Annotated in this window: 19 protein-coding genes and 1 pseudogene; 10 read left to right on the top strand and 10 right to left on the bottom strand. The window is 60.1% G+C overall.

Annotated elements, in window-relative coordinates:
* Positions 1-326, bottom strand: a 326-nt coding sequence (locus tag YA0848_RS28360; RefSeq protein ID WP_198731461.1) for an ATP-binding cassette domain-containing protein, incomplete at its 3' end; no start/stop codon positions are given.
* Between the two features lie 342 nt (positions 327-668).
* Between YA0848_RS28360 and YA0848_RS28355 the strand changes: the two are divergent.
* Positions 669-1,179, top strand: a pseudogene (locus YA0848_RS28355) (IS5-like element ISPst7 family transposase); the annotation flags it as partial.
* A 519-nt stretch (positions 1,180-1,698) separates the two neighbouring features.
* The gene (gene ltrA / locus YA0848_RS28350; protein ID WP_010562502.1) at positions 1,699-2,967 is read left to right on the top strand and encodes a group II intron reverse transcriptase/maturase; all 1,269 of its coding nucleotides are present in this window, start codon (positions 1,699-1,701) and stop codon (positions 2,965-2,967) included.
* 731 nt (positions 2,968-3,698) lie between these two features.
* Here ltrA and YA0848_RS28345 read toward each other — a convergent pair.
* From YA0848_RS28345 to YA0848_RS28325, 6 genes are all read right to left on the bottom strand, one after another.
* On the bottom strand, positions 3,699-3,872 hold the full coding sequence (locus YA0848_RS28345; protein WP_016712140.1) for a hypothetical protein: 174 nt from the start codon (positions 3,870-3,872) through the stop codon (positions 3,699-3,701).
* Positions 3,873-4,191: 319 nt separating this feature from the next.
* Positions 4,192-4,965 carry an E2 domain-associated cysteine-rich protein gene (locus tag YA0848_RS36790; protein ID WP_073624886.1) on the bottom strand — a complete coding sequence of 258 codons (774 nt, stop codon included), beginning with the start codon at positions 4,963-4,965 and terminating at the stop codon, positions 4,192-4,194.
* Positions 4,962-6,506: a Pycsar phage resistance system uridylate cyclase PycC gene (gene pycC, locus YA0848_RS28340; protein ID WP_003127475.1), complete on the bottom strand. Its 1,545-nt coding sequence runs from the start codon at positions 6,504-6,506 to the stop codon at positions 4,962-4,964. Before pycC ends, YA0848_RS36790 begins: the two co-directional genes overlap by 4 nt.
* A gap of 80 nt (positions 6,507-6,586) precedes the next feature.
* Positions 6,587-7,513: a Pycsar phage resistance system effector protein PycTIR gene (pycTIR, locus tag YA0848_RS28335; RefSeq protein WP_010562503.1), complete on the bottom strand. Its 927-nt coding sequence runs from the start codon at positions 7,511-7,513 to the stop codon at positions 6,587-6,589.
* A 532-nt stretch (positions 7,514-8,045) separates the two neighbouring features.
* Positions 8,046-9,134, bottom strand: coding sequence for an endonuclease/exonuclease/phosphatase family protein (locus tag YA0848_RS28330; RefSeq protein ID WP_034100878.1), 1,089 nt, complete (start codon positions 9,132-9,134; stop codon positions 8,046-8,048).
* A 40-nt stretch (positions 9,135-9,174) separates the two neighbouring features.
* The gene (locus YA0848_RS28325; RefSeq protein ID WP_034100950.1) at positions 9,175-9,834 is read right to left on the bottom strand and encodes a YciC family protein; all 660 of its coding nucleotides are present in this window, start codon (positions 9,832-9,834) and stop codon (positions 9,175-9,177) included.
* Between the two features lie 180 nt (positions 9,835-10,014).
* Between YA0848_RS28325 and YA0848_RS28320 the strand changes: the two genes are divergently transcribed.
* The 3 genes from YA0848_RS28320 to YA0848_RS28310 all read left to right on the top strand — a co-directional run bounded on the left by YA0848_RS28320 (position 10,015) and on the right by YA0848_RS28310 (position 11,992).
* Positions 10,015-10,749 carry a DUF2076 domain-containing protein gene (locus YA0848_RS28320; protein ID WP_184316204.1) on the top strand — a complete coding sequence of 245 codons (735 nt, stop codon included), beginning with the start codon at positions 10,015-10,017 and terminating at the stop codon, positions 10,747-10,749.
* Between the two features lie 129 nt (positions 10,750-10,878).
* Positions 10,879-11,355: a LabA-like NYN domain-containing protein gene (locus tag YA0848_RS28315; protein WP_034100876.1), complete on the top strand. Its 477-nt coding sequence runs from the start codon at positions 10,879-10,881 to the stop codon at positions 11,353-11,355.
* Positions 11,356-11,380: 25 nt separating this feature from the next.
* Positions 11,381-11,992: a 3'-5' exonuclease gene (locus YA0848_RS28310; protein ID WP_034100875.1), complete on the top strand. Its 612-nt coding sequence runs from the start codon at positions 11,381-11,383 to the stop codon at positions 11,990-11,992.
* A gap of 188 nt (positions 11,993-12,180) precedes the next feature.
* Here the strand turns inward: YA0848_RS28310 and YA0848_RS28305 are convergent, their stop codons facing one another.
* Positions 12,181-12,642, bottom strand: a complete 462-nt coding sequence (locus YA0848_RS28305) for an Lrp/AsnC family transcriptional regulator (protein ID WP_034100874.1) — start codon at positions 12,640-12,642, stop codon at positions 12,181-12,183.
* A gap of 159 nt (positions 12,643-12,801) precedes the next feature.
* Here YA0848_RS28305 and yedA point away from each other — a divergent pair, with 159 nt between their 5' ends.
* Together yedA and YA0848_RS28295 are read left to right on the top strand one after the other, a co-directional pair.
* Positions 12,802-13,698 carry a drug/metabolite exporter YedA gene (gene yedA / locus YA0848_RS28300; RefSeq protein WP_034100873.1) on the top strand — a complete coding sequence of 299 codons (897 nt, stop codon included), beginning with the start codon at positions 12,802-12,804 and terminating at the stop codon, positions 13,696-13,698.
* 47 nt (positions 13,699-13,745) lie between these two features.
* On the top strand, positions 13,746-15,080 hold the full coding sequence (locus tag YA0848_RS28295; protein ID WP_184316202.1) for a DEAD/DEAH box helicase: 1,335 nt from the start codon (positions 13,746-13,748) through the stop codon (positions 15,078-15,080).
* A 122-nt stretch (positions 15,081-15,202) separates the two neighbouring features.
* Here YA0848_RS28295 and YA0848_RS28290 read toward each other — a convergent pair whose 3' ends face one another.
* The gene (locus YA0848_RS28290; RefSeq protein ID WP_034100871.1) at positions 15,203-16,429 is read right to left on the bottom strand and encodes a TIGR03862 family flavoprotein; all 1,227 of its coding nucleotides are present in this window, start codon (positions 16,427-16,429) and stop codon (positions 15,203-15,205) included.
* A 173-nt stretch (positions 16,430-16,602) separates the two neighbouring features.
* Positions 16,603-17,523, bottom strand: coding sequence for a histone deacetylase family protein (locus tag YA0848_RS28285; RefSeq protein ID WP_169903398.1), 921 nt, complete (start codon positions 17,521-17,523; stop codon positions 16,603-16,605).
* Between the two features lie 76 nt (positions 17,524-17,599).
* On the opposite strand from YA0848_RS28285, the gene YA0848_RS28280 reads away from it, so the two are divergent.
* From YA0848_RS28280 to YA0848_RS28270, 3 genes are read left to right on the top strand one after another with little or no spacing between them, the layout of a single operon-like run.
* The gene (locus tag YA0848_RS28280; protein ID WP_034100869.1) at positions 17,600-18,169 is read left to right on the top strand and encodes a GNAT family N-acetyltransferase; all 570 of its coding nucleotides are present in this window, start codon (positions 17,600-17,602) and stop codon (positions 18,167-18,169) included.
* A gap of 38 nt (positions 18,170-18,207) precedes the next feature.
* On the top strand, positions 18,208-19,077 hold the full coding sequence (gene tesB, locus YA0848_RS28275; protein WP_034100868.1) for an acyl-CoA thioesterase II: 870 nt from the start codon (positions 18,208-18,210) through the stop codon (positions 19,075-19,077).
* A complete protein-coding gene (locus YA0848_RS28270) occupies positions 19,074-19,673 on the top strand; it encodes an HAD family hydrolase (protein ID WP_169903399.1) in 600 nt (199 codons plus the stop codon). The genes tesB and YA0848_RS28270 overlap by 4 nt, the downstream gene beginning before the upstream one ends.
* Positions 19,674-19,838 lie beyond the last annotated feature (165 nt).

The raw sequence follows: 19,838 nt of genomic DNA, 5'->3' as shown, positions 1-19,838 counted from the left end.
GTAAGCACATTAGCCAGTGCGCTTTGACGTTCGATTAGCTGGTGGTGCTGAAAGATCATGGCGGTACGCCGACGATGCTGACGCAAGGCCGAGCCGCTGCCGAGTTCACCGAGTTCGCTGGTGACACTGCCGCCAGTGGGCGTGACGAGTCGATTGAGACTACGGAGCAAGGTCGACTTGCCTGCGCCCGAGAGACCAAGCAGCACGGTGAACTCACCACGCCGAAATGCAATCGAGGTATCGCGTAGGGCTGTCACGCCGCCTGGATAGACGACGCTCAACCGGTCGACCCGCAGCACGGCGTCCTGTATCGGATGGGGCGTCATTTGATCACCTTTCGCAATATTGCTGGCCGCACAATTGCGGTTCGCGATGCAAAGGGTAGAAATTCCTTGTTAACGCACTGTTTCTAAAGGATGACATTTCGATGAATACTTCGAATCTGCCGTAGCGGGGCGGCAAGCGAAGCCGTGGAAGAACGGGCGCAACGTAGCGTCTTTCTTCACGCGGGATACAGGAGGCTTTGATTGATACTGCTGCGGATTCGCTACAGTAACGTTGGGCCAGAACGTAATGCCATCCAAGCAAGAGAGCGCACACTAGGGAAACTCTGAAGAAGACTTCCAGATTTTGGCAAAATACCCGGATTCCACCCACCGAGTTTCCCGATGAAGCAGATGACCTTCGCCGACGCCGAGTACGCTGGCAAGCGCAAGCAAACCCGCAAGGAGTTGTTCCTGATCGAGATGGATCGGGTGGTGCCGTGGAAGGGCTTGATTGCTTTGATCGAGCCACATTATCCGAAGGGTGAAGGTGGCCGTCCGGCCTACCCGTTGATGGCGATGCTGCGTGTGCATCTGCTGCAGAACTGGTTCGGCTACAGCGATCCAGCGATGGAGGAAGCGCTGTACGAAACCACGATCCTGCGCCAGTTTGCCGGGCTGAACCTGGAGCGCATCCCCGACGAAACCACCATTCTCAACTTCCGCCGCTTGCTGGAGAAACACGAGCTGGCGGCCGGCATCCTCGCTGTCATCAATGGCTCTGGGCGACCGCGGCCTGTCGCTGCGCCAGGGCACCATCGTCGATGCAACGCTGATCAATGCGCCCAGTTCGACCAAGAACAAGGACGGCAAGCGCGACCCGGAAATGCACCAGACCAAGAAGGGAAACCAGTATTGTGTGTCACGAACACAGGTCAGATGACCTGTGCTGCTGTGCCGAAGATGGAAGTAGGCCTTCCGAAGTCGGCTTGCAGGAGCGGACTTCAAACCACCCGGTGCTGCTGCATCCAAAAGGTGTGGTGGTGAGCGACCGAGGAAAAGTCATCCCTGAGGATGGCAGGTGAGTATGGAGAAGATGAGCGAAAGCAAACCGTCCGATGACGCATCGTTATGCCCAAGGTGCTGCCGAAACTGAGGTGGAGTACTGGCTTCAGGACAAGTCGGGGCGTTACCTGCTTACGGACCCGATGGCAGCCGGTGTATAGGCGGCATGATCTTCATACAGGCTTTGGTACGGAACGTGAGAACCTTGTTCCAGATGCGAAGGAAAATGACAAATGGCCAACACCATGAGGAAGAATACCGATGCTGGAACGAGGGGCGGAGCTTCCCGTAGTAGCGATGAAGCCTCTGTAATGGAGGTGGAGCGAAGGGGCGGCGTTATCCGGCCGACGAGCGTTGCCAACCTCCGGGGATGAGTGGCGTGAGCTCGGCGAAACCTTATGACATAGCGAAACGCACGGTATGGGACGCCTACCAGCAGGTCAGGGCCAACCGCGGTGCTGCCGGCATCGACGATGAAACCATCGCCGATTTCGAGCGGGATCTGTCTAAGAATCTCTACAAGCTGTGGAATCGGATGTCGTCGGGGTCGTACTTCCCGCCTCCGGTCAAGCAAGTAGAAATTCCCAAGGCATCGGGAGGCACGCGCAAGCTGGGAGTGCCCACGGTTGGTGATCGTGTCGCGCAAACCGTGGTCAAGCTTCTCATCGAGCCGGAGCTGGACTCGATCTTCCACTCGGACTCCTATGGGTACCGGCCGGGACGATCAGCGAAGCAGGCGGTGGCGATCACGCGTGAGCGCTGCTGGCGATACGACTGGGTGGTGGAGTTTGATATCAAGGCAGCCTTCGATCAGATCAATCATGGGTTGCTGATGAAGGCGGTGCGCCTGCACATCAAGGAGGACTGGATACTTCTGTACATCGAGCGGTGGCTGGTTGCGCCGTTCGAAACGGATGACGGCATGCGCGTCCCACGCGAACGCGGCACCCCGCAAGGTGGAGTGCTCAGTCCCCTCCTGATGAATCTGTTCATGCACTATGCCTTCGACACCTGGATGCAACGTACCAGCCCCAACTGCCCGTTTGCCCGCTACGCCGATGATGCGGTGGTGCACTGCCGCAGTCGAAAGCAAGCGGAGTACGTGATGCGCTCCATTGCTTCACGGCTGGCTGCCTGTGGCTTGACGATGCACCCGGAGAAATCGAAAGTCGTGTACTGCAAGGACAGTAACCGTCGCGCAGGTTATCCGCATGTGAGCTTTACCTTCCTCGGCTTCACCTTTAGGCCGAGGAAGGCGCTCAGCAAACAAGACCAGCTCTTCACGAGCTTCCTTCCGGGAGCGAGTGCGGATGCCTTAAAGCGGATGCGGCAAGCGGTACGCAGGTGGCGACTCAATCGCCAAACCCACGTGACGCTGGTCGACGTGGCTCGGCTCTACAATCCAGTGATACAGGGGTGGTGGCAATACTATGGCTCGTTCTATCGGACAGCCATGCTTGGCATCTTCCAGCACATTGACCGCGCGCTTGAACGCTGGGCCCGACGAAAATACAAGGCCCTTCATAGGCGCAAGCGGCGCATTAGCCAATGGCTGGACAAGATGCGGACTGTGGTACCCCGGCTGTTTCATCACTGGCGAGTGACCGGGCAGCAAGGTTGGATAACGGGAGCCGTATGACGCGAGAGTGTCACGTACGGTTCTGCGAGCGGCTGCGGGGGCAGTTCCCGCGGCCGACTCACCATTTCGGCAGTGCGACCTGAAAGTCGCATGGGTTTCTGTTCCGCAGGTTAACGCCCGACGGAACCGACTGTTCCACCACTCGTTCCCTACCCAGACAGGCGTGGCCGGTAACAGCCGGGTCTGAAGCTCTGGGGACAATGTAACCGCCGATATTTCGGTAGGTCGAACCGCGAGGCCAGACTGAATCTGCCAGCATCAAGGCGGAGAGGCGCTAGGGATGAACAGGTACCCGCCAACTGCACGGGGGTGATGGTGCTCGCTTGGCGACTGGCTTCTTGCTGGAGGTTAGAGATTGCTTCGGCAATTGCCTTGGTCTGAGCCACATAGCTGCCGGATAGGTTGGCAATCACAATGCAGCAACGCGGTAACTCCAGAGCGGCGCTCATCAGGCAGCTGAGTGTGTAGGTGCTCACGGTAGCCAGCGTACCGCCGCCGATGACAGTAGTGCTCGCGTTTTCAAGGTAGGGCGGCAACTCATCGAGCATGATCAGGGTCGGTTTGTCCCCGATAATTTTCTTCCAGCCAGCCTGATCGACCGCGCGAGGGCCATTGACCCAGTAGGGCTTGATGGCTTCCTCTTCGCCTAGTTGGGTAGTCGCGAATGATGGGGTTGAATGTGCATGCCTGCTTGACTGTCTTGAGCATCTGCTCGACTCCCTGAGAAATACTTAATCGTTGCTCGACTGACTGGAGGGTGGGGTGGGCTGCGGAATGGAAAGCTCCTGACTCACCTGCTGCAGAAACCACTCACGCATGGTCAACCCACGCGCCTTGAGTGCGGCGTAGATCTGCTGCTTTTGGGCAGGATCAACCTCGATCACAACGCGATTGCTAGTTTTCATAGGCATGGGCACCTGGCTTAGGTTTGTAACGTGACGTGATGTTATGTTCGAAGGGGAGGGGCTGGAAGCCCTGGCGTACATTAATTTATTTTCTCTTTTAGGAGCATCTTGAGGTAGGCCCCCGTGGCCTGGCCGTTACTTCTGCCAAGTACTAAAAACGGGGTACCGGCCGGTCATCATGGCCTTCGACTGCTCAGGGTTAAGATCCTGTTGTTGCTCCTGCCAGTTGCCTGATCAGACGAAACGTCCCCGGTATGAGCGGCGGGCTGCTAGTCCAGATGCCGACTCGCCTGGGGACCAGCCCGAATTACACCGGGACTTATGGGCTGAGTGGGCAGCTATCGCAGGAACCACAGCAAGGCTTGCCGTGCATGGAGTCCCAATATTGCCGCTCAGCCTCTTCCCAGTCCCGCAATGCGAAAGCCAGTTCGGTAGCCTGCTTTGCATGGTCATGGCAGCGTCGAATTCGTTTAGGACGGCGGCGTCCATACAGGCCGCAGAAGCAGCGCCTTTTTTGGTTGATTACCCGCCGGGACTTTTCCCACACGCTAAACAAAGGCACTGTTCCGGAGATCACATCCAAGATAGGTCGCTCTTTGGACTTTCTGCGCTTGAGCCCTAGCTGATTTACCGCAAGATCGTTAGCGATTTTGCCACTGATTGCGCTCGCAGCCTTCTGCGCTCGCAGTTGATGTCGAGCTGCGTCGCCGTGTGCCCACGCGGAACCATTCGGCCATCTGCGCAGAGTGCGAGCGCGCTCTTGAAGCTTTAGGTATTTGTAGATTGTCTCAAGCCAGGCACGAGCGGACGGCTCGTCTGAGACAGGAAGCGGATTGGCGCCCGCGTAAAACAGACAGAACGTACCATCATAATTGATGTGCCGTTCCGGGCAAAAGCCTGGCAAGTGATGTGGTGTGCTTTCGCGTGCTTCTATCCATTCACCGTCTTGGCGTAAATGCAGCTTGTAGGGGAGCGTTCTCCCGTCCACCAGCCGAATCGGAAGATCAAGCGTTGCTGTCTGCGGAACGGATGTTACACAGGTACCCCCGAAATCTGGGGCGACCTGTGCAATCAGGTCGAGCGCTGTGCTCAACGGCTGCCGTCTACTTTCTGGCGGGAGTGGGGCTGCACCTGACGCTCATCTGCGCGAATGATGGCGGCGGAACCCGCATAGGCTTCCGAGCGAGCTTGCTTCGCAGATGCGTCCCCATCATCTGCCAGGGCTTCGGTAGCTTCGTTGTAGTCCAGGTGTGATGTCTTACGACTCTTCCCAAACAGGTTCTGCACAGCTTTCGATGCTGCGTCGTAAGCTACTTGCCCGATCGCGGTTTCCACCCCCGAACACGCGCATTGGCGTTTCTCAGACTCGATCACGCTACGCCCGATAGCGCACCTAACTCTATTACCCTTGGCGCCCAGGCGCGTGACGGCTATTGGGCCCAGATCGAAGCCAATCGCGAGGCCGAGGTCGCCGGTTTCAATACCTTCGGCGTTCAGCCGCTCAATTGCGAGATTGAAGCTGCTGCGCAGTGCACCTGCTAGCCGTGTGGCCTCGGATACTGACTTCTCTTCGTCAGTAGTATGCGCGGTGCCGTCACAGGATAGGGCTTGCACGCAGTCTCCGATGAAGCGCACCCGGCGCCCTTCGAAGTCGGAAGTCACGACCCGCTCCAGCTCGGAGCGGATGACATGCAAAGTCCGCACGACATCGTCGGTCTTCTCGTTGATGTGATCGGCCACGTAGGCTGTGAAGCCATCAATATCGGCGTAGAGGCTCACCATCTCCTGTCGCTTCGAGTTGGCCGGAGTCAGCGAGTAAATGTCCATATCACGCAGGGGTGGGGTTTGGCGGGAAAACTGGTAACCGCCAATGGGGTTCTTTTTCAGATCCTCACGCCACTCCTCGACGATCTCGTCGGACGTGACATCCAGCTTGGCCGCATCCTGACATGCCTTGATCTCTATCGCGGTTAGGGCAGATTTTTCCGGCTCATCGCTTTCCGCAAGGCCGATGGCCTTACGAGCATTGTTGGTCAGATAGATACCCCTGGCCTTGTTATTACTGGCCAGTTTCGCGGCATGGTTCGCTGGATCGCCCAGGAACAAGGGTTCGCGGTACCCGCTGCGGCCATTGTTTACAGCAAGAGCTAGGCCGGTATCGATGCCAATTCGAACCTTGGCTGCTGGGATTTGCTCATCGTCGTCGCCCGTCTCTGCAAGCACGTCAATGATCAATTGCGCAGTCGCAACGGCGCGTTGAACACGCTTGGTCTCAGCGCCGGACTCAGTGTTGTACGGCTTAGTGAAAAGGGAGTGCAGCCGCTGACTGTGGAAGTCGACGCGGCGCGCATCAACCTTGTTGAGAATTCGCTTGACTGCCCGGTAGTGCTGGTCAAGAAAGCGCAGCGTGCGCTTGTGACACTCTGTGCCCTCGACTGCAGTGATGTTCAGCATGTCCTCGAGATTCATGATGTCCGCATACATGTGGACCCCATCCACGCGGTACGCGGTACTGGTAGGAATCGATTCCAACGACATGTCGCGCACGTAATCCTTGATGGTGATTTCCTCAACATCAGCGATCTTCTGGTCTATGTGTTTTGCAGCGCGATCATGGTTCCAGCTCTTGCTCATCGATCACTCCTTCGGGTGATTGGGCGCGCTGCAATGCGGTAGGCAAGCGCATGCCAAATTTGCTTGTTGACAGATATCCGTTACTTCGGTCCTAGCTTGTTGAAAATGGTGCGTAGCTGATTGCAGGCTGGAGATAGGCTGGAGGGCAGCTGGTCTTCACTTTTCGTTAGGCGATATCCGATGGTTGTCAGCCCTTTCAGATCTGACGGCAGATGTACCTCGTCACCCCTAGGCTCAAGAAGGAAGGTTCGTGCCCTGCCAAGTCGTCCTACGAACAGGCCAAGCTCGAAAATGACGTTGTCGCGCGGCGTATTCTTGGTTTCCTCGCGCATTGTGACGGAGTCGTCCGGCTGTGCGATTGCGATGGCAAAATCGCACTCGTCCAGTTGCTCTTCGAGGCTTTCAAGGGCGTACTGCGATGCGCGGAAAACGCCTTGTGTCCAGGTCTTTACGAAGAACTTGTCGTGCTCAAGGTTATTCTCGATTGCCCGGGCAATAGGGAGTGCCTCGACCGAGCAAATGATGAATACGTGGGATGACTGATGGGCAGGAAGCACCATGTCGTTTCGCTGGTGTAGTCGATCGACCAGTTGCCGAGTGACCTGTCGCCAAACCGAGGGATACGCGTCCGCAATGGACTTGAAGTCTGCCGCGCTGACCTTCAAGACAATCGAGGGCTCGGTGGCCAGTACAGTAGCAGAGCGCTTCGCTGTTGGGACCAGAGCAGCCATTTCTCCGACGTGATCGCCGCCCCCTCGTGTTGCGACTTCACGATCATGGACCTTCACCTGGAAATGCCCTGTGATGATGAAATAAACCTCGGAGTCCTCCGCGTCCTCGGTAATGAGCACAGCATCCTTAGCGATCTCCTCCAGCGTTCCTACCTCTGCGAGGCGGCGTGCTAGGTCTTGATTTCCGAGTACCAGCTTCTGCTCAAGCAGTACTTCCTCAAGAACGGCGCGGCCTGACGGCCCTTCAAAGCGATCGATCAACTTCCCAGTAGTCATGATGGTGAGCATTCCCTTGCGAAGAGGTTGCGGGGGCGTTCACAGAGAAATGGGGACGTGCGTCACCCTTTCAAGGGGCGCTGAAGAAAAGATCTGGGCATGGCGGGCGCTCAGGGACGCAGGTTCAAACTCTGTTTGATTGCATTCGGGAGTAGTGGGCCGAATGTTCAGTGTCAAACATTTTGTGCTGTAAGACCTGACGTGCTCTGGTACACCTGTCAAACCTTCTCTTGATTGGCGTCAGTTTTTGTCAATCAATGGGGGTGAGTTTGACGGTCAATGGGGAGTCGCCGAAATAGCATCATAGGTAGGGATTACGGGCGATTTGGCGGTGTCAATCGAAGGAACGTAATTTGATAGGTCACATTACTGGCCGGATGATCCGCTGATAGCCGAGCCGACCGCGCGGATCAAACCCCGAAAGTCGTAACCCTAAGCCTCCAAATGTTGGAGGGGGCTTGCCCCCGGTAGCGGTGGACCAGTTAGAGAGCTGACTGACATACCGCCATCGGGGGCAAGCCCCCTCCCACAGTTATTGCGCGGCGGGCAGCAGGAAGCGGGCAATCACCGGCAAATGGTTGGAAATGCGCAACGTATCCTCCTGCCGCACCTTGGCCTCCACCCGCTTGATACGAGGGCTGTAGAACAGGTAATCGACGGTGCGATCCGGGCCATCGATGCTTGGGTCATTGGGGAAGTAGGTCAGCCACTTCTCGCGGTCGATGCCGCTGGACTGGCTGTTGCTGGGGATCATCGGGTATTTATCCCACAGCAGATGCAGTTCGCTGTCCGGCGAATATTGCCCGCGTTTGCTGGCGTCCAGGCGCAGGAATTGCCCCAGCGGCAGCAGGTTGAAATCGCCGCCGATCAACCACGGCGTGCCACGCCCCTCGAATTTATCCAGCAGCTTGACCGTGGCCTGCACCTGTTCCTGTGCGACGCTGCGTCCCGGCATGTCGGCGCTAAGGCGCGTGTTCAGTACCGCCAGTTGGCCGCCGTCGCTTAGGGGTAAATACGTCAGCAGCAGAGCCGGCTTGGGCTGGAACTGGCGGCTGATCAAGCCGGCATCGGGCGCCGGCAGTTGCAGGCGCTCGGCGTGTTCGATCTGGTAGCGGCTGAGGGTGGCGAGCTTGCGGCCGACGCTGCCGAAGATATGCCGGTCGGGCACGAAATCGGCCTTCCAGTCGAACGTCTGGGCGCTGCACGGGTAGAGGTCCACCAAGCGCTCTTGCAGCAACGCGAGTTGATCCTGGTAATGGGAGGGCTTGGCGTTTTCGTCGAGTTCCTGCAACAGCAGGATGTCGGGTTGTTCGTCGCGGATCACCCGCGCCACTTCGTCGAGGCTGGCGGCCATGTCTTCTACGGTGGGGCGCTCATCCGGGCCGCTGCCGTCGGGGGTGTCATACCAGAACACGTAGTTCTTGCCGGCCAGGTATTGCACGTTCCACGTCATCACTTTGAGCGCCTGCCCGGGCAACAGGGTCGGCGCACGTGGCGCCACGCAGCTGACGGGCAGGGTCTGCTTGGGCTCGGGGCGCCAGGTCAGGCTGTAGATCAACGCGGTCAACAGGCCCGCGATCAACAACAGGCCCAGCAAGGTGATGCGCAATAAACGGGTCATCGGCTCGGCTTATGGCGTGTCAGGAGTGGCGGGGAGCATATCACCGTGCGTCGGCGTCGCCACCGATCAGCATGAATAAACGGAACAGCACCACACTGGTGAACAATTGCAGGAAGCTGTGGGCGCTGTCGATCAATACCCCCAGCAATGGCGCGGGTTCGGGATACGCCGCGACGCTTACGCCCTTGAGCAGCCACAGCGGCGTCATCACACACAGCAGGCACACCAGGATGCGCCAGAAGTGGCCGCGCGTCAGACGAAAACTTTCTTTCATCGCCTCCAGTGCCGGCATGTCGCGCAGCACCAACAGGTATTCGGCGAACGCCAGCACCACCATCAGCCACAGCCCTGGCAGAAAATACAGTGACAACCCCAGCAGAATCAGCAGCGTACTCATCGCCGTCAGCAGCGCGAAACGCGGCCACAGGGTCAGCGCCATCGCCCACACATCGCGGGTACGCGGCGCCTCGCCACGGGTGCGGGCATCTAGGAACAGGATCAGGGCGCCGGTGTACAACGGGTACACCAGCAGCCCCACCACCACGCTGTAACCGGGGAAGGCATCCGCCCCCAGCGTATGGTCGAGCACCTGTTGCAGCACCGCTTCAAGAATCACCAAGGGCAGGCACAACTGAACGATGGCGCCCAGATTGCGCTGGGTAAAACGGAAGGAGTCGCGCAGTACGTCTAACGGATTCATCAGGTTCATCGCAGGCCTGTAAACAAGGGCGACACTTTAACCGATCAGCATCGCAGGGGCGCAAACGTAAACCTTGAGTAAAGACCATTGAAACAATTGGTAACAGCCCCATAACTAGCACGCACCTGGCCTGATCAAGGTCAGGACCATGATTTCTACCGGCAATCTAACGAGGTCGCCATGAACAGCGAAGAGCAAACCCTGATCGATGGACTGTTTTCACGGTTGCAGCAAGCCGAAACGGACTCAGCCCCCCGCGACGCCCAGGCCGAAGCGCGGATCAAGGAGCATATGACTCGCCAACCGGCCGCCGGGTACTACATGACCCAGTCGATTCTGGTGCAGGAACACGCACTCCAGAGCCTCGACGCGCAGAACAAGCAACAGGCGCAGCAGATCCTGCAGTTGCAGGAAGAGTTGCAGCGTGCCAAATCCGCGCAACCTACGGCCTCCAGCGGTGGCGGGTTCCTGTCGAGCATCTTTGGCGGCGGCTCCCGCGACGCACAACCGACCCAGAGCGCTCCGGCCTCCACGGGCGGCGGTTGGCGCGAACCGGCGCGGCCTTCCTTTAGCCAGCCCGCGCCACAACAGAACTATCAGCAACCACCCCAAGCGCCTGCCGCGCCCATGGGCAGCGGCTTCCTTGGCGGCGCCATGAAAACCGCCGCCGGCGTGGCCGGTGGTGTGTTACTGGCCGAGGGCATCAGCAGCCTGTTCCATCACAACTCGCAACCGCAGGTGGTGGAGGAAATCATCGAACAACCGGCGCCGGCCAGCGATCAAGGCGGTTGGGGCAGCGATGACCAGAAATACGCCGGCAATGACAGCTGGGGCAGCAACAATGCCGACAGCTTTGCCGACAGCGATTATTCCGACGATTCTTCCTCCTTCGGCGACGACGATTCCTTCGTCTGAACATAGCCAGACCGGGGCGGCATAGCGCCCCGGTCTGATTTTTTCCCGGAAACTTCCCGCTGGCTGGCATACTGGCGCCTTTGCGGACCCCCGTATGCCGGGTCCAAATGGCTGTCATGGGGAAGTGCGGTGAAGAAAATTGCAGTGTTCGCCGATGTACAAAACCTCTATTACACCGTGCGCCAGGCTTATGGCTGCCACTTCAATTACGCCGCCCTGTGGGCTGATATCAGCTCGCGCGGGCAGATCGTCGAGGCGTACGCCTATGCCATCGACCGGGGCGACAGCAAGCAGCAGCAGTTCCAGCAGATCCTGCGCAACCTGGGGTTCACGGTAAAGCTCAAGCCGTATATCCAGCGCAGCGACGGCTCGGCCAAGGGCGACTGGGACGTGGGCATCACCCTCGACATTATGGACGCCGCCGACCACGTCGACGAAGTGGTGCTGGCCTCCGGCGACGGCGATTTCGACATGCTGCTCGAACGCATCATCCACAAACATGGCGTTGAAGCCGTGGCTTATGGCGTACCGGGGCTTACGGCCAATTCATTGATACGCGCCGCCAGCCGCTACGTGCCGATCGAAGGCGCGTTGCTGCTCAAATAGTTGTTTTGACGGAGTAGGAACAGGTTTGGAACGTATAGCGGTCATCGACTTTGAAACCACCGGCATCACCCCGAGTAGCCATTGCCGGGCCACGGAAATCGCCGTGGTCATCCTTGAGCGTGGGCAGATCGTCGACCGCTACCAGAGCCTGATGAATGCCGGTGTGCGCGTGCCGGGCTTTATCGAACAACTGACCGGCATCAGCAACGCCATGTTGCGCAGCGCGCCACCGGCCGAGCGGGTGATGAACGAAGTCAACGAGTTCGTCGGCACCACGCCGCTGCTGGCGCACAACGCCGCGTTCGACCAGAAGTTCTGGGACTTCGAACTGGGCCTGATCCGCCGCACCCGCCTGCAGAAATTCGCCTGCTCCCTGCTACTGGCCCGCCGCCTGATGCCCTCGGCCCCCAACCATAAGCTCGGCACCTTGAATGCTTTCGCTCAACTGCCTCACACCGGCAAGGCTCACCGGGCATTGGCGGACGCGGAAATGGCCGCCAACCTGACGGCGCATTTGGCCAAGGAGTTGCGCGGGACTCACGGCTTGCGCGAACTGTCCCACGACCTGCTATGCACCTTGCAGAAAGTGCCGGCGGCGAAGATCAATGAGCACCTGAAGAAACATCGCGGGTTCTGACAGAACAACGCCGCTCGAAGTGTGGGAGAGGGCTTGCCCCGATTGTGGTGTGTCAGTCACGGATTAGCTGACCGGTCTACCGCTATCGGGGGCAAGCCCCCTCCCACATTGGATCTGTGTTTACCTTCGGATTGCGCAGTCAACGCGGTCAAAACTGTGGGAGGGGGCTTGCCCCCGATGGCGATCTATCAGCCAAGCGTTTTCCCATTGCCCTCCAACTGCCCCAACGGCACTCGCCGTTCTATCGCGCTCGATAGGATGATCGAGGTCTTGCTGAACCCAAACTTTGCAATCCGGTTGATCAAGTTTTCCAGCTCCTGCATCGACCCCACCGCCGCCTGCATGATCACGCAGGGGTCGCCGGTGACGCGGTGGCACTCGGTCAGTTCGGGGATTTCGGCGAGGGCGTCGTAGACCTTTTGATTACCGTGGTGGGTCAGGCGCAGTTCAATCACGCATTGAATCGGTAAGCCCACTTTGGACAGGTCCACCTTGGCCTGATAGCCGGTGATTACCCCGCTGGCCTCCAGCTTGGCCACGCGTTCGGCCACGGCCGGGGCGGAGAGGTTAACGATGCGCGCCAGTTGTGCGTAGGACGCGCGGCCGTCTTCAAGCAGGGCGTTGAGGAGCATGCGGTCGTATTTGTCCATAGAAAGGCTCCAATCACCGGTTGCTTTCGAAAACAAAGCTTATAGCCCCCATAACCCTGTTTTGAAAAGTGTATGGGCCGTTTAAACAGGTTTTGTAACTTATTTTTATCCGCCTGCCTTTCTAGAATAAGCCTCCCGTTTCCGTCATAGAGCCGCCCCATGCCTGGCCCACGTCGCTTTCCCTTACCGTTGATCGCTGCCTTCTTTGCCTTATATGTGATCTGGGGTTCCACCTACCTGGTGATCCGCATCGGCGTCGAATATTGGCCGCCGCTGTTGCTAGCGGGGATTCGGTTTTGCACGGCGGGGGCGTTGATGTATGGCTACCTCAGATGGCGTGGGGTGCCGGCGCCGACTTGGAAGCAATGGAAAGCCGCCGGGATGATCGGCATTTTGCTGCTCACCTTCGGCAATGGCGGCGTCAGCGTGGCCGAGCACACCGGCGTGTCGTCCGGGGTGGCGGCGCTGGCGGTGGCGACGGTGCCTCTGTTTACCTTGTTGTGCGGTTATTTCTGGGGCGCGCGTAATACGCGGCTGGAGTGGGCCGGCGTGATCCTGGGGATCGTCGGCATCGCCATGCTCAACATGGGCAGCACCCTGCAATCGAGTCCGATAGGGGCCGCGTTGTTGCTGTTTGCGGCGGCTTCGTGGGCGTTCGGTTCGGTGTGGAGCCGGCAGTTGCCATTGCCCCAGGGCGCCATGGCCAGTGCCGCGGAAATGCTGGTGGCCGGTGTAGCGCTGCTGCTCGGCAGTGCGCTGTCCGGCGAACACCTGCAAGCCCTGCCGCCGCTGGAAGGCTGGCTGGCCCTGGCCTACCTGACCGTGTTCGGCTCGATCATCGCGTTCAACGCCTACATGTACCTGCTCAAGCACGTACGCCCGGCGGCGGCGACCAGTTACGCCTACGTCAACCCGGCGGTGGCGGTGTTGCTGGGGATTGTGTTCGTCGGTGAGAGCATCGGCCTGGAAGAAGCCTTGGCGATGCTGGTGATTATCAGCGCGGTGCTGTTGATCAGCCTGCCCCAGTGGCGCAAGCCCAAGCCGGAAATAAGGTAAACTGCCGCGCATTGCGACCTTGCGTTGATTTTTCCTACGGTAACTACATGACTTTCGCCACCCTTGGCCTGATCGAACCCTTGCTGCGCGCCCTTGAGACGCTCGGCTACCAGACCCCGACGCCGGTGCAGGCGCAAGCCATTCCGGCGGTGCTGGCCGGTCGCGACCTGATGGCCGCCGCCCAGACCGGCACCGGCAAGACCGCCGGCTTCGCCGTGCCGTTGCTGCAATTGCTGACCATGGAAGGGCCGAAAGTCGCCGCCAACTCGGCACGCGCGCTGATCCTGTGCCCGACCCGCGAGCTGGCCGAGCAGGTTCACGCCAGCGTCGCCGAATATGCGCAACACCTGCCGCTGACCACCTACGCGGTGTACGGCGGCGTGAGCATCAACCCGCAAATGATGAAGCTGCGCAAGGGCGTCGACATCCTGGTCGCCACACCGGGCCGCCTGATCGACCTGTTCCGCCAGAACGCGCTGAAACTCAACCAGTTGCAAACCCTGGTGCTGGATGAGGCCGACCGCATGCTCGACCTGGGCTTCTCCGAAGAACTGGCGAACATCTACCGCATGCTGCCGAAGAAGCGCCAGACCCTGCTGTTCTCGGCGACCTTCTCCGATGATATCCGCCTGCTGGCCGGGCAAATGCTTAACGACCCGCTGAGCATCGAAGTCAGCCCGCGCAACGTGGCGGCCAACACCGTCAAGCAGTGGGTGGTGCCGGTGGACAAGAAGCGCAAGCCGGAGCTGTTTGTGCACCTGATGCGCAAAGGCCGCTGGAAGCAGGTGCTGGTGTTTGCCAAGACCCGCAACGGCGTGGACGCACTGGTGGACAAGTTGCAGGGCCTGGGCGTGAACGCCGATGGCATCTATGGCGACAAACCCCAGGCTACGCGCCAACGCGCGCTGGACCGCTTCAAGTCCAGCGATGTGCAGATTCTGGTGGCCACCGATGTGGCGGCCCGTGGCCTGGACATCGAAGACCTGCCGCTGGTGGTCAACTTCGACTTGCCGATCGTGGCCGAGGACTACATCCACCGCATCGGCCGCACCGGCCGCGCAGGCAACACCGGCGAGGCGATTTCCCTGGTGTGCGCCGATGAAGTGAACATGCTGTCGGCCATCGAGATGCTGACCCGTCAGACCCTCACGCGCAAAACCGAGCCGGAGTTCGAGCCGGAGCACCGCGTGCCCGAAACCGACGCCAGCGGTCAGGTGGTGAAGAAGCCGAAAAAACCGAAGAAGCCCAAGGCGTCCGGTGGTGGCGGCAAGCGCAATTTGGGCAAGTGGGTGGACAGTGGTGATGTCGCACCGTCGGAGCCTTCGATCAAGCCGGTGCGTAAGGTGCCGGTATTCAATACCGGGCCGCGTAAGAAGAAGTGATTTTTTGGTGTGGCTGATGGCCTTATCGGGGGCAAGCCCCCTCCCACATTTTTGTTTTGTGAATACAGTCAAATTGTGGGAGGGGGCTTGCCCCCGATGGGGTTTCAAACCCACCACACATCTCAACGATTAAGCCATTCCAACACGCCCCGCCCAGCTGCCCGACCACTGGCAAAGCACCCCGTCAGCAAATACCCGCCCGTCGGCGCCTCCCAATCCAGCATCTCACCGGCACAAAACACCCCCGGCAATTGCTTAAGCATCAAGCGTTCGTCCAGTGCTTCGAACGGCACGCCGCCGGCTGTGCTGATCGCTTCATCCATGGGCCGGGTTTTCACCAGCGTCAGTGGCAACGCCTTGATATCCACCGCCAATTGCGCGGGATCCTGGAAATGCTCGGCTGGCGTCAACTCGCGCAGCAGCGCGGCTTTCACGCCATCCAGCCCCAGCTGACTGTGCAAATGCTTGCTTATCGAGCGTGAACCGCGCGGCTTGGCCAGGGCGGCCTGGACCTTATCCAGCGCCTTGCTCGGCAGCAAATCGATATGCACGGTGGCCGCGCCGTCGCGGTTGATCGCTTCCCGAATCGGCGCCGACAGTGCGTAGATCAGGCTGCCTTCGATGCCGGTGGCGGTGATTACGCATTCGCCCAGCCGCGGTTTGTCGTCCCCCAAGCCGATGGCGACGTTTTTCAACGGCGCGCCGGCGAATTTGCTGACCATCAAATCGCTCCAGGCCGACACTTCAAAGCCACAGTTGCTCGGTTGCAGAGGCACGTAGGGTACGCCCCGATCTTCCAGCAGCTTGAGCCATGCGCCGTCGGAGCCCAGGCGCGACCAACTTCCGCCGCCCAGGGCCAGCAACACCGCGTCGCTGCGCAGGGTTTTATCGCCGTCCGGGCTGTGGATAAGTAAATCGCCCTCGGCAGTCCAGCCGGTCCAGCGATGCCGGGTGTGGATAACCACGCCTTGTTCGCGCAGACGCTTGAGCCAGGCGCGCAGCAGCGGGGCGGCTTTCATGTCGGTGGGAAACACGCGGCCGGAGGTGCCGACAAACGTCTGGATGCCCAGGCCGTGTATCCAGTTGCACAAGTCGTCGGCGCCAAACCCTCGCAGTAACGGCGCCATCTGCGGCGCGCGCTCGGCGTAGCGGGCGATAAACGCCGGGTACGCTTCGGAATGGGTGATGTTCATGCCGCCCACGCCGGCCAGCAGGAACTTGCGCCCCACCGATGGCATGCCGTCGTACAGATCGACCCGCACGCCCGCCAGGCTCAGGACTTCGGCGGCCATCAAGCCGGCAGGGCCGCCGCCGATAATGGTGACGTGATGAGCAGAAAGGTCGGACATGGGCAGAGGCTACGGTCGCGGAAATAAGCCGAGCATTCTACCCGAGCGACGCAGCCTTGCCTGATCAAAAAATGTACAGCTTCCTACACGCTATACAGCTACTGGCTCGTAGACGCTTACGCTCAAGTTATCCACAGGCCGTTCCACAGGCATTGTGGGTAACGGCCCACAGTTCAATGACAGCCTGATGACGTCCATACCCGCTGCGCACTGTGGTGCAGGATGCCGTGGCGGCGGGCCAGGGCGACGCGGTCTTTGCTGTAGCCGCCGCCGATCACGCCCATCACCGGAATGTCACGGCCCAGGCAGTGACGCATTACGCGTTCATCACGGTCGGCCAGGCCCTGGTCTGTCAGCTTGAGGTAACCGAGGGCGTCGTCCTTATGCACATCCACGCCGGCGTCGTACAGCACCAGGTCGGGCTGATACAACGGCAGCAGGTAGTTGAGGGCGTCATCGACCACCTTGAGGTAGTCGGCATCGCCCATGCCCATGGGCAACGGGATGTCCCAGTCGCTATGGGCCTTGCGTGCCGGGAAGTTTTTTTCGCAGTGCAGCGACACGGTGATCGCTTCCGGGGTGTCGTGCAGGATGCGCGCAGTGCCGTCGCCCTGGTGCACGTCGCAGTCGAAGATCAGCACGCGGTTGACCCGGCCGCTTTCCAGCAGGTAACGGCTGATTACCGCCAGGTCATTGAAAATGCAAAAGCCCGCCGGGTAATCGTAATGGGCATGGTGGGTGCCGCCCGCCAAGTGGCAGGCCAGGCCGTGTTCCAGGGCTTTTTCGGCGGTCAGAATCGAGCCGCCGACCGCCCGCACCGTGCGCCGGGCCAGGGCTTCGCTCCAGGGCAGGCCGAGGCGCCGTTGGTCTTCGCGGGACAACTCGCCGCTCATGTAGCGTTCGATATACCCAGGTTCATGGGCCAGGGCCAGAATCTGCGGCGGGCACAATGACGGGCGCAGCAGTTGGTGGTCTTCGGTCAGGCCGCTGGCCACCAGGTGGTCGCGCAGCAGGCGGAATTTATCCATCGGGAACCGGTGGTCTGCCGGGAACTCGGGGCTGTAGTCATCGTGGTAAATCAGTGGCAATGGCATGGAATTTTCTGACGGGAACCTGCGACGGATCTTAACAGCGCTGTACACTCACGCACATGGCAAGGGAGGGGGCCCCATGGAGCCGATACTGGAATTGGAAAGCGCGCGGCTGGTGCTGCGCCAGTGGCGCGACAAAGACCTCAAGGCGTTTGCGAGTATGTGCGACGACCCTCAGGTGATGCGCTATTTCCCGGCCCGGTTGAGCCATCTGGAGAGTGCCGCCTTGATCGGGCGCATCCGTGGGCATTTCGCCGAATATGGTTTTGGTTTCTGGGCCTTGCAGCGTAAGGACACTGGCGAGTTTATTGGCCTCACCGGGTTGCAGAACGTCAGCTTTGAAACCGGCTTCACCCCGGCGGTGGAGATTGGCTGGCGTTTGGCGCGCGAGCACTGGGGCCTGGGCTACGCCAGTGAAGCGGCCTGGACTGCGCTGCGGTGTGGCTTCGATCGATTGCAATTGGATGAAATCGTCGCCTTCACCACTGAGGCCAATCTGCCTTCACAAAAAGTCATGCAGGCCATCGGTATGCATTACGATCCGCAAGCCGATTTCGAGCACCCCAAAGTCGCGGCCGACGACCCGCTGCGTCATCATGTTTTGTACCGCATCACCCGCGCCCAATGGTTGGACACGCTGCACGGATAAGCAGCCCGGAATGCCCTATCGTTTTTAGGAGTTGCTCAATGAGCCAAGTATTGGAAGATCTGGTGGACCTGCTGACTCTGGAGCCGATTGAGGAAAACCTCTTTCGCGGCCGCAGCCAGGACCTGGGTTTTCGCCAGTTATTCGGTGGCCAGGTGCTCGGCCAGTCATTGTCGGCGGCCAGCCAGACCGTCGAAGAAGCGCGGCATGTGCACTCCCTGCACGGTTACTTCCTGCGCCCCGGCGATGCGGGGTTGCCGGTGGTGTACTCGGTGGACCGCGTGCGCGACGGCGGCAGCTTCAGTACGCGCCGGGTTACGGCAATCCAGAAGGGGCAGCCGATTTTTACATGCAGCGCCTCGTTCCAGTACGACGAAGCAGGCTTCGAGCACCAGAGCACCATGCCCGTAGTGGTGGGCCCGGAAAACCTGCCATCGGAGCTGGAGCTGACACGCCAGCGTGCGCACCTGATCCCCGAGCCCATGCGCGACAAACTGCTGTGCGCCAAGCCGATCGAAGTGCGCCCCGTCACTGAAAAAGATCCCTACAACCCGCAGCCGTCCGACCCGGTCAAGTACGTGTGGTTTCGTGCCGACGGCGCCCTGGCCGATGCGCCGGCGCTGCATAAGTACCTGCTGGCCTACGCATCGGACTTCGGCCTGTTGACCACCTCGTTGCTGCCCCACGGCAAGACCGTGTGGCAGAAAGACATGCAGGTCGCCAGCCTCGATCATGCGCTGTGGTTCCACGCCGATCTGCGCGCCGACGATTGGCTGCTCTACGCCATGGATAGCCCGTGGGCCGGCAACTCCCGAGGCTTCTCCCGTGGCAGCGTGTTCAACCGCGCCGGGCAGTTGGTGGCGTCGGTAACCCAGGAAGGGCTGATCCGCCATCGCAAGGATTGGGCATGAGCCTGACGGACGTTAAGCACTGGGTCTTCGATATGGACGGCACCCTCACGGTGGCTGTGCATGATTTCGCGGCCATCCGCGTAGCCCTGGAGATTCCGCCCGAGGACGACATCCTCACCCACCTGGCGGCATTGCCCGCCGAGGTGGCGGCGACCAAACATGCCTGGTTACTGGAGCATGAGCGTGAACTGGCGCTGGGCTCGGTGGCAGCGGACGGTGCGGTGGAACTGGTGCGCGAGTTGGCTGTGCGCGGTTATCGCCTGGGCATCCTGACCCGCAACGCACGGGAACTGGCCCACGTTACGTTGCAGACCATCGGCCTGGCCGACTGCTTCGCCGCCGACGATGTGCTGGGCCGCGAAGACGCACCGCCCAAACCGGAACCGGGGGGCCTGCTGAAGCTGGCAGCGGCATGGCAGGTAGCGCCGGAAGAGATGGTGATGGTTGGGGATTACCGCTTCGACCTCGATTGCGGCCGTGCGGCGGGAACGCGGACCGTGCTGGTAAACCTGCCGGAGAACCCGTGGCCCGAGTTGACGGACTGGCATGCCGCAGACTGCGCGGCACTGCACCGGATGATCCAGCCCAGGCAATGACTATCAAAGGTGGGAGGGGCGATGTGCCGATTCGACCTGCCCCGATGACGGTAAGTCAGCAACAGCTGGGTTGACTGACCCACTGCTAACGGGGCATGGCTCCCTACCCACCTTCAGTGAACCATCACCTCAGTAGCTGCGGCTCTTGTGGTGAGCGGGCTTGCC

Origin of the sequence: Pseudomonas sp. S4_EA_1b (genome assembly GCF_016307435.1) — a bacterium.
Lineage (GTDB): Bacteria > Pseudomonadota > Gammaproteobacteria > Pseudomonadales > Pseudomonadaceae > Aquipseudomonas > Aquipseudomonas rhodesiae.
Note: the sequence above shows the minus strand (reverse complement) of the source record. Positions and strands in the feature narration are given on the sequence as shown.